Annotated in this window: 16 protein-coding genes and 1 pseudogene; 8 read left to right on the forward strand and 9 right to left on the reverse strand. The window is 66.1% G+C overall.

The window, feature by feature from the left end; translation table 11 throughout:
* The first annotated feature begins 16 nt into the window (after positions 1-16).
* The 3 genes from GTZ97_RS11255 to GTZ97_RS11265 are packed head-to-tail and all read left to right on the forward strand — an operon-like array spanning position 17 to position 2,321.
* Positions 17-934 carry an ATP-binding protein gene (locus GTZ97_RS11255; protein WP_236651151.1) on the forward strand — a complete coding sequence of 306 codons (918 nt, stop codon included), beginning with the start codon at positions 17-19 and terminating at the stop codon, positions 932-934.
* Positions 927-1,415, forward strand: coding sequence for an NUDIX domain-containing protein (locus GTZ97_RS11260; RefSeq protein ID WP_161650720.1), 489 nt, complete (start codon positions 927-929; stop codon positions 1,413-1,415). Before GTZ97_RS11255 ends, GTZ97_RS11260 begins: the two co-directional genes overlap by 8 nt.
* Positions 1,416-1,442: 27 nt before the next feature.
* Positions 1,443-2,321, forward strand: a complete 879-nt coding sequence (locus GTZ97_RS11265; protein ID WP_161650721.1) for a crotonase/enoyl-CoA hydratase family protein — start codon at positions 1,443-1,445, stop codon at positions 2,319-2,321.
* A gap of 94 nt (positions 2,322-2,415) precedes the next feature.
* On the opposite strand, the pseudogene GTZ97_RS11270 reads toward GTZ97_RS11265, so the two are convergent.
* A pseudogene (locus GTZ97_RS11270) lies at positions 2,416-2,727 on the reverse strand (SWIB/MDM2 domain-containing protein); the annotation flags it as partial.
* A gap of 315 nt (positions 2,728-3,042) precedes the next feature.
* Here GTZ97_RS11270 and GTZ97_RS11275 point away from each other — a divergent pair.
* Positions 3,043-4,311 carry an NADH:flavin oxidoreductase/NADH oxidase family protein gene (locus GTZ97_RS11275; protein WP_161650723.1) on the forward strand — a complete coding sequence of 423 codons (1,269 nt, stop codon included), beginning with the start codon at positions 3,043-3,045 and terminating at the stop codon, positions 4,309-4,311.
* A 29-nt stretch (positions 4,312-4,340) separates the two neighbouring features.
* Here the strand turns inward: GTZ97_RS11275 and GTZ97_RS11280 are convergent, their stop codons facing one another.
* The 6 genes from GTZ97_RS11280 to GTZ97_RS11305 form a co-directional block, all read right to left on the reverse strand.
* Positions 4,341-5,459, reverse strand: a complete 1,119-nt coding sequence (locus tag GTZ97_RS11280; RefSeq protein ID WP_330863596.1) for an alpha-hydroxy acid oxidase — start codon at positions 5,457-5,459, stop codon at positions 4,341-4,343.
* Positions 5,456-6,136 (reverse strand): Fe2+-dependent dioxygenase, encoded by a 681-nt coding sequence (locus tag GTZ97_RS11285; RefSeq protein WP_161650725.1) that lies wholly within the window; start codon positions 6,134-6,136, stop codon positions 5,456-5,458. The genes GTZ97_RS11280 and GTZ97_RS11285 overlap by 4 nt, the downstream gene beginning before the upstream one ends.
* A gap of 19 nt (positions 6,137-6,155) precedes the next feature.
* Positions 6,156-8,498 (reverse strand): TonB-dependent receptor, encoded by a 2,343-nt coding sequence (locus tag GTZ97_RS11290; RefSeq protein WP_161650726.1) that lies wholly within the window; start codon positions 8,496-8,498, stop codon positions 6,156-6,158.
* Between the two features lie 397 nt (positions 8,499-8,895).
* Complete coding sequence (feoB, locus tag GTZ97_RS11295) at positions 8,896-10,791, reverse strand: ferrous iron transporter B (RefSeq protein WP_161650727.1); 1,896 nt, start codon at positions 10,789-10,791, stop codon at positions 8,896-8,898.
* Positions 10,788-11,069: a FeoA family protein gene (locus GTZ97_RS11300; RefSeq protein ID WP_161650728.1), complete on the reverse strand. Its 282-nt coding sequence runs from the start codon at positions 11,067-11,069 to the stop codon at positions 10,788-10,790. Before GTZ97_RS11300 ends, feoB begins: the two co-directional genes overlap by 4 nt.
* Positions 11,070-11,147: 78 nt before the next feature.
* Positions 11,148-12,122, reverse strand: coding sequence for a TerC family protein (locus GTZ97_RS11305; protein ID WP_161650729.1), 975 nt, complete (start codon positions 12,120-12,122; stop codon positions 11,148-11,150).
* A 102-nt stretch (positions 12,123-12,224) separates the two neighbouring features.
* On the opposite strand from GTZ97_RS11305, the gene GTZ97_RS11310 reads away from it, so the two are divergent.
* Genes GTZ97_RS11310 through GTZ97_RS11325 form a run of 4 tightly spaced genes read left to right on the forward strand, consistent with a single transcriptional unit; the run spans position 12,225 to position 16,768 of the window.
* A complete protein-coding gene (locus GTZ97_RS11310; protein WP_161650730.1) occupies positions 12,225-14,435 on the forward strand; it encodes a TonB-dependent siderophore receptor in 2,211 nt (736 codons plus the stop codon).
* A gap of 2 nt (positions 14,436-14,437) precedes the next feature.
* A complete protein-coding gene (locus tag GTZ97_RS11315; RefSeq protein ID WP_161650731.1) occupies positions 14,438-14,731 on the forward strand; it encodes an iron uptake protein in 294 nt (97 codons plus the stop codon).
* 20 nt (positions 14,732-14,751) lie between these two features.
* Positions 14,752-16,467: a PepSY-associated TM helix domain-containing protein gene (locus tag GTZ97_RS11320; RefSeq protein WP_161650732.1), complete on the forward strand. Its 1,716-nt coding sequence runs from the start codon at positions 14,752-14,754 to the stop codon at positions 16,465-16,467.
* Complete coding sequence (locus GTZ97_RS11325; RefSeq protein WP_161650733.1) at positions 16,460-16,768, forward strand: DUF3325 family protein; 309 nt, start codon at positions 16,460-16,462, stop codon at positions 16,766-16,768. Before GTZ97_RS11320 ends, GTZ97_RS11325 begins: the two co-directional genes overlap by 8 nt.
* Before the next feature lie 213 nt (positions 16,769-16,981).
* Here GTZ97_RS11325 and GTZ97_RS11335 read toward each other — a convergent pair whose 3' ends face one another.
* Together GTZ97_RS11335 and GTZ97_RS11340 are read right to left on the reverse strand one after the other, a co-directional pair.
* Positions 16,982-17,137, reverse strand: coding sequence for a hypothetical protein (locus GTZ97_RS11335; protein ID WP_236651152.1), 156 nt, complete (start codon positions 17,135-17,137; stop codon positions 16,982-16,984).
* Between the two features lie 129 nt (positions 17,138-17,266).
* Positions 17,267-17,638 carry a hypothetical protein gene (locus GTZ97_RS11340; protein WP_161650734.1) on the reverse strand — a complete coding sequence of 124 codons (372 nt, stop codon included), beginning with the start codon at positions 17,636-17,638 and terminating at the stop codon, positions 17,267-17,269.
* Between the last annotated feature and the right edge of the window lie 6 nt (positions 17,639-17,644).

The following is a 17,644-nucleotide window of genomic DNA, read 5'->3' on the forward strand; positions in this document are numbered from 1 at the left end:
TCTACACTTGGGCGCCATGAGTGCGCCTTCTTCTTCCCCCACCCCCGCCGACATGGCGCGGCTGCTGTCACGCGCCGAGACCCTGGTCGCCCGGCTGGACGCCTTGATCCCCAGCGCGGACCGGCCTGCCGTGCGTGCACCCGACTGGGCTGCCTCCGTGGCCTTTCGCTACCGCAAACGCCAGTCGGCGGCCTGGGCCACAGGCTGGCTGGAGCCTGTGCGTCATGTGGCCCATATCGGCTACGACGACCTTCAGGAGGTCGACACGCAAAAGGCCCGCTTTGCGCGCAACCTCGCGCAGTTCGTGGCCGGCAAGCCGGCCAACAACGTGCTGTTGTCCGGCGCGCGCGGCACCGGCAAGTCCTCGCTGGTCAAGGCCGGCCTGGCCGCCCATGCAGGGCAGGGCCTGCGCCTGATCGAGGTTGACAAGGCCGATCTGATCGACCTGCCCGACTTGGTCGAGCTGGTCAGCGAGCGGCCCGAGCGCTTCATCGTGTTTTGCGACGACCTCAGTTTTGACGAAGGCGAGGCGGGCTACAAGGCGCTGAAGTCCATCCTGGACGGCACCGTGTCGGCCAGCGGTGACAACGTGCTCATTGTGGCCACCTCCAACCGTCGCCACCTGCTGCCCGAGTACCACGCCGACAACAAGACCTACACGCGCGGCGACGACGGCGAGCTGCATCCCGGCGAAGCCGTGGAAGAGAAGATCTCGCTGTCTGAGCGCTTCGGCCTGTGGATCAGCTTCTACCCCTTCAGCCAGGACGAGTACCTGGCGGTCGTGGCCCAGTGGCTGCGCCACTTTGGGCTGGGGGACGACGCCATGGCGGCCGCGCGGCCCGAGGCCCTGGTGTGGGCCATCGAACGCGGCTCGCGCTCGGGGCGTGTGGCCTATCAGTTCGCGCGTGACTTCGCAGGGCGTGACCATGACTGAGCGCAAGTCCTATCACGTGATGGACGCGACCGATCGCCCGCCGGTCGACGTGGCGGTGGGGGTGCTGGTCGAGCGCGATGCCGATGGCCGCGAGGCGCGCTTCCTGCTCACCTCGCGCCCCGAAGGCAAGGTGTATGCAGGCTATTGGGAGTTCCCCGGCGGCAAGCTCGAAGCCGGTGAAACGGTGGAGCAGGCCTTGCGCCGCGAGCTGCACGAAGAGATCGGCATCACGATCGGCGCGGCCCACCCCTGGCAGGTCGAGCTGATGGACTATCCCCACGCGCGCGTGCGCCTGCACTTCTGCAAGGTCTACGACTGGACGGGCCAGTTCGAGATGAAGGAAGGCCAGCAGATGGCCTGGCAGGGCTTGCCCGTGGATGTGGTGCCGGTGCTGCCCGGTACCATCCCCGTGTTGCAATGGCTGGCGCAAGAGCGCGGCCATGTTGGCGCCACACACCGCGAGCCAGCCGAGCGCGCCTGATCCTGTTCAACACCGAGGACGACACCCATGAGCTACCAGACCCTGCGCACCCATGTTGATGCCGATGGCGTCATGCTGCTGACGCTGAACCGCCCTGATCAGCTCAATGCCTTCACGGTCGAGATGGCCAACGAACTGGTCGATGCCTTCACGCGCGCGAGCGACGACGATGCCGTGCGCGCCATCGTGGTGACGGGCGAGGGCAAGGCCTTCTGCGCGGGCATGGACCTCAGCGTGGGCGGCAATGTGTTCGGCCTGGACGAGAGCCAGCAGCCCACGATGCAGGACATGCGCGAGCGCCTGGATGATCCGGCCATCCATGCCGGTGTGCGTGACACCGGCGGGCGCGTGGTGCTGAGCATCTTCAATTGCAAGAAGCCGGTCATTGGCGCCATCAACGGTGCGGCGGTGGGCATCGGCGCGACGATGACGCTGCCCATGGACATCCGCATCGCCTCCGAGAAGGCGCGCATCGGCTTCGTGTTCGGGCGCATCGGCATCGTCCCCGAGGCCTGCTCGAGCTGGTTCCTGCCCCGCATTGTCGGCATCTCGCAGGCGCTGGAGTGGACGTACATGGCCGACATCTTCGATGGCCATGAGGCCCAGCGCGGTGGGCTGGTCAAGTGTGTGGTGCCGCCCGAGCAACTGCTCGACGAGGCGATGAAGATCGCGCGTCGCATTGCGACCGAGCGCTCGGCCGTGGGCATCGCGCTCACGCGCCAGATGATGTACCGAAACGCAGCCCAGCCGCATCCGCTGGCTGCCCACCAGGTCGACTCGCTGGCCATGTTCTACACCAGCATCGGCGACGGCAAGGAAGGCGTACAGGCCTTTCTGGACAAGCGGCCGGCGCGCTTTGCGAGCAAGGCCTCCGAGATGCCGCCGTTCTACCCGTGGTGGGAATGACCGGTTGACGGTCATGAAAAAAGGCCCGGGGTCACCGGGCCTTTGAATGTGCGTGCTGCATGGACGGGCTCGTCAGCCCGCCATGCTGGCGGACTCAGCTCAGCTGTTCGCTGATCAGCTTGGTCAGCTCGAACATCGTCACTTGCGGCTTCTTGAAGATGGGCTTGAGCTTGTCGTCTGCGTTGATGTTGCGCTTGTTCGCAGCGTCTTGCAGGTTGTGCTTCTTGATGTATTCCCAGACCTTCTTGGTCACCTCGGTGCGCGGCAGCGGCTTGTCACCGATGACGGCAGCCAGCGCGGGGCTGGGCGTCAGGGGCTTCAGGAACGCCGCGTTGGGGGTGCGCTTGGCGGGTGCCGCCTTCTTCGCTGCGGGTGCCTTGGTGGCTGCAGCCTTCTTCGCAGTTGCCATGTGAATTCACTCCATCGATGAGTCAGATCTGATGCGGGCCCGGGCGCTGGCTCGATCGCGAGCGTTCCTCAGGGACGTGCGTGGAGATGGTACTGCTTTCTCCGCGCAAAACCAGCCCGGATGAGCCGCTGTGGCCCTTGCACATCAGGATTTTTTGTGCTGAAACACGAACTGCACCCGCTTGGGGCACAGGATGATCCCTTTGGCGCAGGCACAGGGCGTGCCCGATGGGCCCACCGGGTGTGTGCAAGCTTGTGACGTTTGGTGTCCAATCGCTGCCTGTATGTGACTGCATGAGAGATGGAGCGATCGATGACCCCTCAAGCCGTGCTGGCCCAGCCCTTCACCCTGCCCAATGGCGTGGTGGTGAAGAATCGCCTGTTCAAGTCTGCCATGAGCGAGGCGCTCGGCACCCGCGCGGGTGCCGCGACACCGGAGCTTGCCACGCTGTATGGCGCATGGGCCCATGGCGGCATCGGGCTGTGCGTCACTGGCAACGTGATGATCGACCGGCGTGCATTGGGCGAGCCCGGCAACGTGGTGATCGAGAGCGATGCCCATCTGGCCGAGCTGACAGCGTGGGCCCAGGCTGCGACCCGCAACGGCACGCAATGCTGGGTGCAGCTCAACCACCCTGGCAAACAGGCGCCCAAGGGGCTGAACAAGGAGAACGTGTCGCCCTCGGCCGTGCCCTTCCGACCCGAAATGCAGGCCTTCTTTCCGACCCCGCGCGAGCTGACCGATGCCGAGGTGCGCGACATCATCGCGCGCTTCGGCCGCGCCGCTGGCATCGTCAAGCAGGCCGGCTTCACGGGGGTGCAGATTCATGGCGCGCACGGCTATCTGGTCAGCCAGTTCCTGTCGCCGCATCACAACCGCCGCACCGACGACTGGGGCGGCACGCCCGAAAAGCGCCGCCACTTCGTGCTGGCTGTGCTCAAGGCCATGCGCGAGGCGGTGGGGCCGAGTTTTCCCATCGGCATCAAGCTCAACTCGGCCGATTTTCAGCGTGGCGGCTTCACCGAAGAAGAGTCGCTGGACACCATCCGCGCGCTGGCCGATGCCGGCATCGACCTCATCGAGATTTCAGGCGGCACCTATGAAGCGCCCGCGATGACCGGCGTCAAAGCCAAAAGCAAGGGCGAGCCGGTCAAGGACAGCACGCGACAGCGCGAGGCCTATTTCCTCGCCTTTGCAGAGAAGGCACGCCAGGCCGTCAAGGTGCCGCTGGTGGTGACCGGCGGCTTCCGCTCGCTCGAAGGCATGGCCGAAGCCATCACCAGCGGTGCGGTGGACTTCGTCGGCATCGCGCGCTCGCTGGCGCTCGAGCCCGATCTGCCGCGCCGGCTGCTGGCGGGGCAGCAGCCCGTCCACACCGTGCGCCCGATCAAGACCGGCATCGGCTTCATCGACAAGATGGGCCTGATGGAGGTGACCTGGTACACCGGTCAGCTCAAGCGCATCGGCAAGGGCGAGACGCCCAAGCCCAATGAATCGGCGCTGTGGGTGTTCATGAAGTTCATGGGCAAGCAGATGGGGTTGGGCCGCAAGAAGAAGCCCACGCGCCTGCGCGCCAGCTGAGGCGCAGGGCGCTGGCTACTGGGCGCAGCTCAAGGCCGCGTGGGCGCGGCCACCAGGTGCTGCTGGCCGATCTCGTCGAGCGTGCGGCAGCCACACAGCGCCATCGCGATCTCGAACTCGTCACGCAGCAGCCGGATCACGTGGGCCACACCCATGGCCCCCGCCACGGTCAGGCCGTGCATGTAAGGCCGCCCGATCAGCACGGCATGGGCCCCCAGGGCCAGGGCCTTGAAGACGTCGGTGCCACGGCGAATGCCGCCATCGACGAGCACGGGCCAGTCGGCCCCCACTGCATCCACCACACGCGGCAAGGCCCAGGCCGTGGACACCGCCGTGTCGAGCGTGCGCCCGCCATGGTTGGACACGATCACGCCAGCCAAGCCCATGGCCTGGGCCTGGCGGGCATCGTCGGGATGCAGCACGCCCTTGAGCACAATGGGCAGACGGGTGATGCCTTGCAGCCAGGCGATGTCGTCCCAGCTGGGCGCGTGGTGCAGCAGGCCGTCGAACAGCGCGCTCTGGTCTGGCCGGGTTACGGGCTGTACGGGGGGGCGCCAGGACTGAAGGTTGACCGCCGTGATGCCCGAAGGCGCAGCGGTGCCGGCGCGGCGTTCCCGGTCGCGAACGCCGCTGCAAGGGGCGTCCACCGTCAACACCAGGGCCTCATAGCCCGCGGCTTCGATGCGACGCACGAACTCGATGGTGAAGCCGCGATCATGTGGCAGGTAGAGTTGCATCCACATCGGCCCACGGCCGGCATCGTCGCGTATGGCGCGGGCCACATCTTCCAGCGGTGTGCTGGCCTGGGTGCTCAGTACCAGCCCCGCTTGCTGCGCACTGGCCGCGCAGGCCACGCCGATCTCGCCGTCGGGATGGGCAATGCGCTGCAGCGCCACGGGCGCCAGCAGGATGGGATGGGCCAGCTCGCGGCCCAGCAGCGTGCGCCGTGTGTGGCCCCCTGCCAGCGGGCGCATCACGCGTGGCCACAGCTGCCAGTCTGACCAGGCCCGCGTATTGGCGTGGACGGTGAACTCGTCGGCCGCGCCGCCATCAAGCCAGGCCCAGGCGGCCTCGGACAGCAAGGCGCGTGCATGGCGTTCGTGATCGGCCAGGCTCACCACATCGGGCGGAAGGGCGCGCGCGCTCACACCTCGGCCCACATGCGCAACAGGTTGTGATACGTGCCGGTCAGGCCCACGGTGACAGCGGATTCGCCCTGCTGACGCAGCCGCAGCAGGTTCATGTCCAGATCGAACAGCAGGCGGCGTTGCTCGTCGCTGCGCACCATGCTCTGAACCCAGAAGAAGCAACTGACGCGGGCGCCGCGCGTAACCGGCTCGACGCGGTGCACGCTGGTACTTGGGTAGAGCACCATGTGCCCGGCAGGTAGCTTGACGCGCTGCGTGCCATAGGTGTCCTGGATGACGAGTTCGCCGCCCTCATAGTCCGCCGGGTCGGTCAGGAAGAGGGTGCAGCTCACATCGGATCGCACCTTGTCGCCCGTGCGGGCGGTGTGCATCACGGCGCCATCGACATGGTCGCCATAGGTATTGGTGTCGCCGCTGTAGCGATTGAACTGCGGCGGGAAGATTCGGTTCGGCAGGGCTGCCGAGAAGAACAGCGCGCTGCGCTGCAAGGCCTGCAGCACCTGCTCCTGCGCAGCCTGGGCGGCGTCGGAGTCGGTGCGCAGTTGCTCGTTCTGCTTGGCGTGGATCGCCTGCCCCCCCGCCGTGGCGCGGCCGTCTCGCCAGACGCCCTGGTCCAGCAGGGTGCGCACGTTGCGCACGTCGTCGAGGCTCAGGACATCTGGAATGGACAGCAGCATGGTGGCGTGGGGGACAGGTTCAGAACATCACCTTCAGGCTGGCCGTGATGGTACGCGGGGCGCCCGGCGTGTAGAAGCCGGTGTACAGCCCGTCCGCATAGCGACGGTTGGTCACGTTGGCGGCATTGAGCTTGAACTTCACGTCCTCGCTGATGCTGTACTCCGTCATCAGGTCGAAGGTGGTGAAGCCATCCACCGTGATGGTGCGGTTGTTCTGTGGGCTCTGCTCGCTGCGGTGGTTCACGCCGCCACCGACACGCCATTTCGGCGTGAGCTGGTAGGTGGTCCACAGGCTGGCGCTGTGCTTGGGCGTCAGGCCGGGGCGGTTGCCCTTGCGCTGCGCGTTACCCGTGGTCACGTTGCTCTCGTCAATGCGGGCCACGGGGATCCATGTGTAGGAGAGGAAGGCATCCCACCCCGTCGTGATGCGCCCAGCGATGTCCACATCCAGACCCTTGGCGTGCCGCTTGCCCGACAGCAGTTGCTGCGTGGCGGCGCTGTCGGGATCGGTGTTGCGCTCGTTGTACTTCTCTGTGCGGAACAGCGAGGCGCTCACCGACAGGTTGTTGTTGAACAGATCGAGCTTGGTGCCGATTTCGATGTTGCGGCTTTTCTCTGCCGGCGTGCGCGCGTCCTTGATGTTGGGGCCGGCCGGCGAGAACTGGTAGGTATCGCCCGAGGTGTTGAACGAACTGCCCCCGGCGACATGGAACGATGCCCACTCGGTGGGCTGGAAAATCGCGCCAAGGCGATGGCTGGTCAGCCATTCCACCATGTTGAAGCGCACGCCAGCGGCCGTCTCGTACTCGCCATGGAAGCGGTCACGGCGCAGGCCGGCAAGGACCTTCACCTCGGGCGTGATCTCCAGCAGGTTCTGGCCATACACGGCGAAGGTGCTGGCTTCGAAGGTGTTGAACGGGATGTTGGTGCGGGTGTCGACAATCGAGGCACCGTCGTTGGGTGTGCCGATCGTGGTGGGCGGACGGGCCGGGCCCGCGATGTTGTTGTTGCGCTTGGCGTCTTCCTTGACGTAGTCCACGCCCGCGATGACGTTGTGGCGCATGCCCAGGGCGGTGAAGGTCTTCGTGAAGTCGCTCTGTGCGATGGTCACGTCGGTTTCGGCAATGCGGCCCTTGCCGGTGCGGTTCAGCACGGTGCTGTCATTGACCTGATCGGGGCGGGTGATCGGGCTCGTCACCGTGGGGCAGTTGGCGTTGGGCACGCCCTGGTTGTTGGGGCCACACAGGCTGATCACGGTGGCCCACAGATTGCGCTCGTAGGTGCCGTGCCGCACGGTGGTCTTGATCTGGCCGCCACCATGAAGGCGGTGGGTGTGGCTGATGGTGCCGTAGGTGGCCGTGCCCTTGTTGTAGTCGCTCTTGAGCCCGTAGAAGGCGTCGTTGTCCATGAACAGCACCGCCTTGCCGTCGATGCTGAACCAGCGGTGGTTGTAGATGGGGTTGTTGTCGTAGTCCAGGTAGAAAGCGCTGACGGCGAACTCGTTGACTTCGCCAATGCCCCAGCGGAAGCTGGGAGCGACGCCCCGCTTGGAGATGGTCACGCCGTCGTTGTCGGCTTCCTGCGCCATCACATTGAGGCGGAAGGCCGATGCGTCACCCGTCTTGAAGTTGAAGTCGCCGGTGACGCGCACATTGTCACCAGTGCCGATGGACACATCCACCTCATGCTGCGTCATCAGGAACGGGCTCTTGCTGACCTGGTTGACCACGCCCCCGGTGGAGCCGCGACCAAACAGCATCGAGGCCGAGCCTTTGAGCACCTCCACGCGCTCGTGGTTGAAGGTGTCGCGCTCGTACAGCGAGGGGTCGCGCAGCCCGTCGACGTAGATGTCGCCCGCCTGACTCAGCGAGAAGCCGCGCAGGCGCACATCCTCTTCGCCCGTCTCACCAGCGAGGAAGCTGATGCCGCCCGTGGCACGCAGCACATCCTTGAAGTCATCGAGGTTGCGGTCGTCCATGAGCTTTTCTGTGACCACGGTGATGGACTGGGGGATGTCACGCAGGGCCTGCTTGCCTTTGCCAATGTTGGTGGTCACAGCCTGGTAGCTGGTCTTGGCTTCCGGGCGTTGGGCTTCGCTCTTGGCCTTGACCGACACAGCCGGCAGCGTCCGCACGGCGTCGGCCGTGCCCTGGGCGGCTGGCGCGGTGGTTTCGGTGGCGGGCGCGGTGGTCTGGGCAGCGGCCTGGGCGTGGACGGCCGGGGCAATCAGGCTCAAGCTCAGGCCGGCGGCCAGTGCGCCGAGCGACACCAGCGGGGCGGCTGCCGCAGAGGCAGACGAGGCAAACGGAGAGGGCAAGGCAGACGAATTGTCTGCCGCGAGGACGCGACGATCTTGGGTCATGACAGCAAAGCCACGGCCGTCCCTGTGGCGGTGGACCGCAGGCGTGCCGTTTTCAAGGTTGGGAAATGGGCGGAGCCGCATCAGGCGGCTGGCCTGGCTGGCTGTCGACTCGGGGGCGATGGCTGGCTGGCGATTCGTTAATGATAACGATTCTTATTGCCAATGTGAAGCAGTGTGTCGCGATTCAGCACATCCAGCGAAAAAGTGCGTTTGTCGCAGCCTCGTCACCCACCGGCCTTATCCCCACGATCGGACGGCAGATTCCCCACGTTGACATCGACGGCATGGTGTCCTGGCGACATCGTCTCGACGAGGCTTGATGCGACAAACGCGATTCGATGTTAACGCGAATGATTCGCAAATGCAAGTCGAGAGGTGTAACACCCTGCAGCGCAAATCATCCCCAGCCCAAGGCCTGCGCCGTCCGGTAGGTCGCGAAGGCCGCCAGATAGGCCAGCGCGAACAGGTAGCTGCCGGCGACCAGGGCCATCTTCCAGCCGCCCGTTTCGCGCTTGATGGCGGCCAGCGTGCTCAGGCACATGGGCGCGAACACGTACCAGGCGAGCAGCGACAGGGCAGTGGGCAGGCTCCAGCCGTGCTGCAGGATGGGAATCAGCGCGTCGGTGGCGTCGTCCGTGACGCCCGACAGCGCGTACACCGTGCCCAGCGCGCTCACGGCCACCTCGCGGGCGGCCAGACCCGGCACCAGCGCGATGCTGATCTGCCAGTTGAACCCGATGGGCTCGAACACCACGGCCAACGCGCGACCCAACATGCCGGCGAGGCTGTACTCGATCGCGGGCCCGGTGGCGCCATCGGGTGGCACCGGGAAGCTGGAGAGGAACCACAGCGCCACGGTCAGCGTCAGGATGATGCCGCCCACGCGCCGCAGAAAGATCTTCACGCGTTGCCACAGGCCAATGGCGATGTTGCGTGGGCTAGGCCAGTGGTAGCTGGGCAACTCCATCATCAGGCTGCGCACCTGGCTGCGCGAGGTGAACTGCTTGAGCACCCAGGCCACGCCCATCGCACTGATGATGCCCGCCAAGTACAGGCCAAACAGCACCACCCCTTGCAGCGACAGCCCGCCGGCAAGCTCACGGGCCGGCACGAAAGCCCCGATCAGCAGGGCGTAGACCGGCAGGCGGGCCGAGCACGTCATCAGCGGCGCAATGAGGATGGTGACCAGACGGTCGCGCGGGTTGGCGATGGTGCGCGCGGCCATGATGCCCGGGATGGCGCAGGCAAAGCTGGAGAGCAGCGGGATGAACGATCGGCCCGACAAGCCCACGCTGCCCATGATGCGGTCGAGCAGAAAGGCCGCGCGCGGCAGATAGCCCGACTCTTCGAGCATCAGGATGAAGAAGAACAGGATGACGATCTGCGGCAGGAAGACGACCACGCCGCCCAGGCCGGCGATCAGGCCATCGACCACCAGGCTGCGCAGCCAACCGTCGGGCAGCCGTTCGCCCAGGCCTTCGCCCACCCAGGTGGTGGCGGCTTCGATCCAGCCCATGGGGGCTTCGGCCCAGGCAAAGACCGCCTGAAACACCAGGAACAGAATCGCCGCCAGCAACAAGGGGCCCACAACGGGATGGAGCACCACGCGGTCGATCCGGTCGCTCACCAGGTGGGGGACGGCGGTGTCCAGACCCATGCGCTGCAGGATGCCGCGCACGGCCTCGTGGTCGCCGCGTGGATCGGTTTCGGGCATGGGTTGCGCAGGCGCGCTAGCCGCTGAGGCATCCCGCCCCCAGATGACAGAGTCATCGAGCAACTGCCTGAGCGCCTCGGCCCCGTGCGACTGGATGGCCACCGTGCTGACCACGGGCAGGCCCAGCTCGCGGCTGAGCGCAGCCGGCTCCACAGCCAGCCCGCGGCGCTTGGCCAGATCGACCATGTTGAGCGCCACGATGCAAGGCAGGCCCAGCCGCTTGACCGCCAACACCAAGCGCAGGTTGCGCCGCAGGTGGGTGGCATCGACCACGCAGACCACCAGGTCCGGGCGCTTCTCGCCCTGCGCGCGCCCCTGCAGCACATTGACGGTGACCGACTCATCCAGTGAGCGCGGGTGCAGACTGTAGGCGCCGGGCAAGTCCAGCAGGCGCAGCGTCTTGCCGGCGGGTGTGATCAGCCGGCCCTCCTTGCGCTCGACCGTCACACCTGCGTAGTTGGCCACTTTCTGATGGCTGCCCGTGAGCCGGTTGAACAGGGCCGTCTTGCCGCAATTCGGGTTGCCAACGAGGGCGACCAGCGGGCCTCCCCGGTGAACGTGGACGACGGCTTCCTTCATGCGCCCGCCTCGCCCTGGGCATCCACCACCCGCACGCAAGCGGCTTCGGCGCGTCGCAGGGCAAAGGTGCCATCGCCCACGCGTACCACCAGCGGGTCGCCCCCCGGCAGGGCGCGCGTCAGGATCTGCACCCGCTCGCCAGGCAGAAAGCCGATCTCGGCCAGCCAGCGCGCCCATTCGGGGCTGTGCGTCGGCGCAACCACATCGTGGACAAGCGCGGTTTGCCGGTCAGCCAGTTGACTCAGCAGCGAGGATGCGAGGGGCGCAGTGGTGGGCATGGTGGTCAGACCGCCGCGCCGCGGCGGCCTCCAGAAATGAGACCACCAGTATTGTAACGAGAATCATTCTCGTCTAATTCATTCCTCGACCGTCTTGCTGCCGCCGATCTTGGGCGCGGTTCTGACGCTCCAGACCATGGTGATGGCCAGCACGCCCACCACCACGGCCAGCGAGACCAGGGCCGGGATCTTGATCTCCCAGAACACCAGCAGCATCTTGGTGCCGATGAACACCAGCACCACGGCCAGGCCGTAGTTGAGCAGGTGGAACTTGGCCGCCATGGCAGCCAGCAGGAAGAACATGGCGCGCAACCCGAGGATGGCGAAGATGTTGGAGGTCAGCACGATGAAGGGGTCGGCCGTGATGGCGAAGATCGCCGGGATGGAGTCGACCGCGAAGATCACATCGGTGATGCCCACCAGCGTGCACACCAGCAGCATGGGTGTGGCCACCTTCACACCGTTGTGCAGGGTGAAGAACTTCTCGCCGTCGTAGTGGGGCGAGACTGTCATGAAGCGGCGCAGCAGCTTGAGTGCGGGGTTGCCCTCCAGGTCGGGCTCCTCGTCATTGGCTGTCCACATCTTGATGCCCGTGAACACGAGGAAGGCGCCGAACACGTACAGGATCCAGTGGAACTCGGCGATCAGCCAGCCCCCGATCAGGATCATGATGGCGCGCAGCACCATGGCCAGAATGATGCCGATCATCAGCACCCGCTTCTGGAATGCCGCCGGCACCGAGAAGTAGGTGAAGATCATCAGGAAGACAAAGATGTTGTCGACCGCGAGTGATTTCTCGACCAGGTAGCCGGTGAGGAACTCCAGCGCCTTGGTGTTGGCCACCACCGTGCCCGATTCCTGCACGTAGGCCCACCAGAGAAACACGTTGAAGGCCAGGCTGAGCACCACCCAGACAATGGACCAGCGGATGGCCTCTTGCACGCCCACTGCATGCGAACCCTGCTTCTTGAGCACGGCGAAATCGACGAACAGCGCCAGCACGACGATGGCGATGAAGGCCAGCCATAGCCAGGCTGGTGCAGATCCGAACATGGGGGGCTCCAAAAAGTGGCCCCGCATTGTAGTGATGGCGCGACTTGTGATCCGCGCGTCGGCTTAATACAATGCGAATCATTATCACTAACGTTAATAAAAATGAGCGCCACATTTCCGCGTCCGGCACGACGCCGCGCCGTCTGCCGCGTCCGCCGGGCCGGGCTGTCTGTGTTGCTGGGGGTCGGCATGATGTCGCCGGGCTGGGGCCAAGGGACAACACTGTCGGGCGGCGAGCCGGTCCCGCCGGCCGCTGTGGCGGTGCAAGGGGCTACTGTGGACGCCGAGGATGCCGGCGCCTTGCCAACCGTGACGGTGACTGCTGCCCCGGCTGCTGGTGCCCCGTCGCCCAGCGCCTTCTCGCGTCGCCGGTCTGCGTCGGCCACCCGGCTGGACCTGACCCTGCGCGAGACGCCGCAGTCCATCAGCGTGGTCTCGCGCGCCCAGATGGATGCCTTCGGTTTGCGTGATGCGCGGGCCGTGCTGGACACGGTTCCGGGCGTCAACGTGGAGCGGGTCGAGACCGACCGGACGTACTACTCCGTGCGCGGTTTCGAGGTCTCCAACTTCCAGCTTGATGGTGTGGGGCTGCCCTTCGCCACAGGCGACCAGACGGGCGACATCGACACCGCGGTCTATGACCGCGTCGACGTCTTGCGAGGGGCCAACGGCCTGCTGTCGTCCACGGGCAACCCGTCTGCCACGGTCAACTTCGTCCGCAAACGGCCCACCGCAGACACACGTTTTGCGGGCGGGCTCACGCTGGGCTCGTGGGACCAGGTCCGGCTGGATGCCGACTGGTCTGGCGCGCTCACCGCAGACCGTGCGGTGCGGGGGCGCTTTGTGGCGGCGGCGGAAGACAAGGCGTCTTACCTGGATCGCTACGAAAGCAGCAAGCGAGTGGCGGCTGCCACGGTCGAGGTGGACCTGTCTGCCTCGACCCTGCTGACGGCGGGCTACGCCCTCCAGCGCAACCGCCCGAGCGGCGTTGGCTGGGGGGCGCTGCCGCTGATCTACACCAACGGCGAGCCCACACGTTACCCGCGCTCGGCCAATGTGGGCCCGGCGTGGTCGTACTGGCACACCGACGACGCGCAGGCCTTCGCCGACGTGCTGCATGACCTGGGCGGCGGCTGGACGGTCAAGGGCACCGTGCAGCAGCGCAAGATCGGAGGGCGTGCGCGCCTGTTTTACGTCTATGGCGATCTGGACCAGCCCACCGGCGCTGGGCTGCGCAGCTATCCCTCGGTGTACCGCAACGACGAGCAGCAGTGGCTGGGCGATGTCCACGCGAAGGGGCCGTTCTCGCTGGCTGGTCGGCGACATGAGGCCGTGGTCGGGCTGTCCGTGTCACGCAGCAAGTCGGACATGGCCTCGCGCTATGACGATGTGGGCGTCCCCGTGTCAGAGGACGACGTGCTCGCCGGCCGCTTTCCGCTGCCGGACTTCGACCAGCCGGAGTCGGGCTTCGGCCGTTTCAAGGACTGGCGGCGCACCGCCTACGGTGTGGCGCGCTTCAACGTGCATGACCACCTGAAACTCATTGGCGGCCTGAATGTGACCCGGGTGAGCAGTGCGGGCGAGCAGTACGGTGAGCCGCATCACTATCGCACCACGCGCGCCCAGCCCTTTGCCGGCGTGGTCGCGGACATCACGCCGCACGCGTCTGTCTATGCCAGCGTGGCAGACATCTTCAACCCACAGACCAAGACCGACCAGCAAAGCCGTCTGCTCGACCCGATCCAGGGCCGCACGGTCGAGGCGGGCATCAAGGCCGAGAGCCCCGACCGCAAGCTGACAGGGTCGTTGGCGGTGTTCCGGGTGGCGCAGGACAACACGGCCGAATCGGCCGGCTTTGAGGATGGCCGCACCTACTATCGCGGTGTGGACGCGACATCCAAAGGCTTTGAGGCCGAGGTCGCGGGCCAGCCCATGGCCGGTTGGCGCTTGAGTGCCGGTTTCACCTGGCTGCGCATCGAAGGTGAAGACGGCGAGTCGGTGAGGACGTATGTGCCACGTCGGACGCTTCGCGTGTCCTCGCTGGCCGATGTGCCCGGCGTGACCGGACTGGCGTGGGGCGGGGTGCTCAAGTGGCAGAGCGACATCTCGCGCGAGTTGAGCGATGGCGTGGTGCGCCAGAAGGCGTATGCCTTGCTGGATGCGGTGTTGCGCTATCAGGTCGACAAGTCGCTGGCGGTCACCGCGCAGGTTCACAACGTCACCCACACCCGCTACCTCAACAGCCTGTTGTGGGAGCAGGCCTACGTGGGCGCACCACGCAGCGTCTCGCTGAACCTGGCCTGGAGCCTGTGACCATGTCCTTTCATTCAGCTGCATCCGTGTCACTGCGCGTGGCGGCCGCCGTGCTGGGCGGCTACGCCTTCACCTGGGGCTTCTCGGGGTTCGCCATCGCCGCGATGGTCGCCATGGGATTGAGCTTTCATGACGCCGAGGCCGGCGCGCTCATTGTCGCGTGGCTCGTCTTTCTGGGGGTCTTCCTGTGGTCGTTCGCTGCGGCCAGCCTGGCCCGGGTGGGGCTGGTTCTACTCGGCGGCGGCCTGTTGATGGCTGGCGCCGCGACGGGGCTTCAAGCCATGCTTCTCAACTGACACGCTGCCGGAGTCCAGCCATGTTTGCCAGTTTCCGCCTGTCCATGGCGTGGGTCCACACCTGGTTCGGCCTGGTGCTGGGCTTCGTGCTGATGGTGGTCTTCTTCTTCGGCTCGTTGTCGGTGTTCGATCGCGAGATCGACCGCTGGGCCATTCCGCAGACCCGGTTCGAAGCCCAGACCATGCCTTCGTTCGACCGCATGCTGCTGCCCATCCTGCGCCAGGCGCAGCCAGATGCTGCGGACTACGCGGCCAACATGCCGCTGTTGCATGACGCCAGCAAGGGCCCGATGACACCGCGCCTGGCCTTGCCGGCGGATGAGTTCTGGGCTTACACGACACACCGTGACCCGGTGCTGCTGATAGGGGTGGGGTTCAGCGTGCCGCAGCCCAAGGACCCTGCCGGACACAACCACATCCATGCCCGATTGACGGTCGATCCGCGCAACGGCAGCCTCGTGCCGGATGACCAGCTCAAGATCGGCAGTGGCTTTTTCTACCCGTTGCACTACAGCCTGCATCTGAACTGGAAGAACCTCGGCGTGTGGGTGGTCGGGCTGGCCGCCCTGATCATGCTGGCCGCGCTGGTGACCGGCGTGATCATGCACCGCAAGGTCTTCCGCGAGTTCTTCACCTTCCGCCCGCGCAAGCATCTGCAGCGCAGCACACTCGACCTGCACAACCTGACCGGCGTGGTGGCGCTGCCCTTTCACTTCTTCTTTGCCCTGACAGGGCTGGTGATCTTTGCATCGCACTACTACCTGCCGGTGGCCGAGACGCAACTCAAGCCGCTGCACGACCGGCACGAAGTGATCGAGGCACAAGCCAAGGGCCTGCCGCATGAGCGCGCCGGGGTGCCGGCAGGCATGGCCTCAGTGGATGCGATGGTGGCTGAGGCCCAGCGCCGCTGGGCTGCGCGTGACATGGCCGGCGAGGTGGGCTTCGTCATGATTCACCACGTGGGCGACGCCAACAGCTATGTGAGCATTTACCGTGCGGGCAGTGACCGCGTGGCGCTGGTGGGTGAGGGCATCCACTTCAAGGCCAGCACCGGTACCGTGCTGCATGAAGAGCCGCCACGCAGCGCCGTGGCCGAGGTGCATGAGTTCCTGAGCGGCTTGCATCTTCAGCATTTCGAGCACTGGATGCTGCGCTGGCTGTACGTGCTGGGCGGCTTGCTGGGCTGTGTGTGCATTGCCACCGGCTTCATCTTCTTTGTCGAGAAGCGCAAGCAGCAGCATGCCCGAGCGGGCAGGCAGGGGAGCCGGGTCGTCGATGCGCTTGCCGTGGCCACCGTGACCGGCATCGTCGTGGCCGCCTTGGCCATGCTGGTGGCCAATCGCCTGCTGCCTGCCGACCTGGCCGGCAAGGGCACCTGGGAGCAGGGCGTGTTCTGGGCGGCCTGGGCACTGGCGCTGCTGCATGCGGCCGTGTTGAGCGCCCCCGTGGCGCAGGCCCGCCCTCACCCGGCCTGGCAGCAGCAATGCTGGCTGATCGCCGGCCTGGCCTTGGCGGCCGTGGTGCTCAATGCGGTCACCACCGGTGATCACCTGCTGCAGACGCTGTGGTGGAAGCCGTACTGGCCGGTGGCCGGTGTGGATCTGAGTTTGCTGATGACGGCGGGCGTGGCGGCAGCGGCCGCGCGTCGACTCGGGCGGGGGCAGCAGGCGGCCCGCATCGCTCACGCGCGTGACGGGACAAGCCTGGCCGTGCAAGAGGAGGTGCGTCATGCTTGATGTCGACCCCTCTTGGCTGCTTGCGTTCGCCACGCTCTGCGCCCTCGCGGGCATGATCAGCCTGGCACTTGGCATGCATGTGCACTGGCAGCAGGTCGCTCGCTCGGCCTCTGTGCACCGGCCTTTGCGGTGGCGTGTGGCGGGTGCATGTCTGCTGTCGGCCAGCCTGCTGCTGTGCCTTCAGGCAGACCGCGCCTCGATGGCCGTGCTCGTGTGGGTGATGGTGATGGCGTTGGGGGCGATGATGACCGCCCAGGTGCTGGCCTGGCGCCCTGCGCTGCTGGCATGGCTGGCGCGTTAAGCCGTGCGCTCGCCAAAAAGGTCTTCGCGAAAGCGTGAGATCTGATGCATGCGCTCGTGAAGAATGGTCACGATGCTGATGTCGCCGTTTCGCGTCGAAGAGCCCGGTGATACAGAGATTGGCTTGCGCTTCGCCCCAGTGGCCGCGCGTCTAGCGGTAGATTTCATCCAGACGCCAGGACGCCGACTCCTGAACCCGCACGGTGGGCATCGGTCACTTGCCCGCAGCGTTGCGGGCAATCACCTCTGCAGCGGTCAAAGGTCGATAGGCAGACTCGGGGGCGGCAAAGGCGTGAGCCAGCTCAGCCTTCAGCTGATCGAACGCCTGCTGCTCCTTGCGCTCCATGTGGCGCCGGATCAGGCAGGTCACGGGGGTGTCAGGCCTGAACTGGGACGAACACCCAGACAGACACGATGATGGCCGCCAGTGCGACCCATTCGACGGTGGCTCGGACACGGTTGTAGCGCATGGCGAGTTCTCCGGGTAGGTGACGGGGTTTCAATCAGACATGTGGGGCAGTTGCCGGCGTGCGCGCTCGCACGCGCACTCCACGGCCTGCAGCGCGAGCGGGTCGTGTACGCCCAGTACCTCGCGCAACCAGTCCAGCGGTGCATGCGCCGCATGCAGGCAGCACTGGCGCCAGACCAGGGGCAACTGGGCATCGGTGGCGGTGCTCAACAGGGTCTGCAGCATCCGTAACTGCAGCTGCAGCGGGCAGGCGTGCCCACGGTCAGCCAACTGGTCGCCCAGTTGCAGGTAAGCGGCGATGCGCCAAGCTTGGTGAGGCGACAGCCCGCAGCGAATGTGCATGCGGTGGTGTTGCCAACGCCGATGCAGCGCGAACGTGGTCGAAGGGTTGATCGGGTTCATGGGGCG

Origin of the sequence: Aquabacterium fontiphilum, assembly GCF_009909205.1 — a bacterium.
GTDB lineage: Bacteria > Pseudomonadota > Gammaproteobacteria > Burkholderiales > Burkholderiaceae_C > Aquabacterium > Aquabacterium fontiphilum.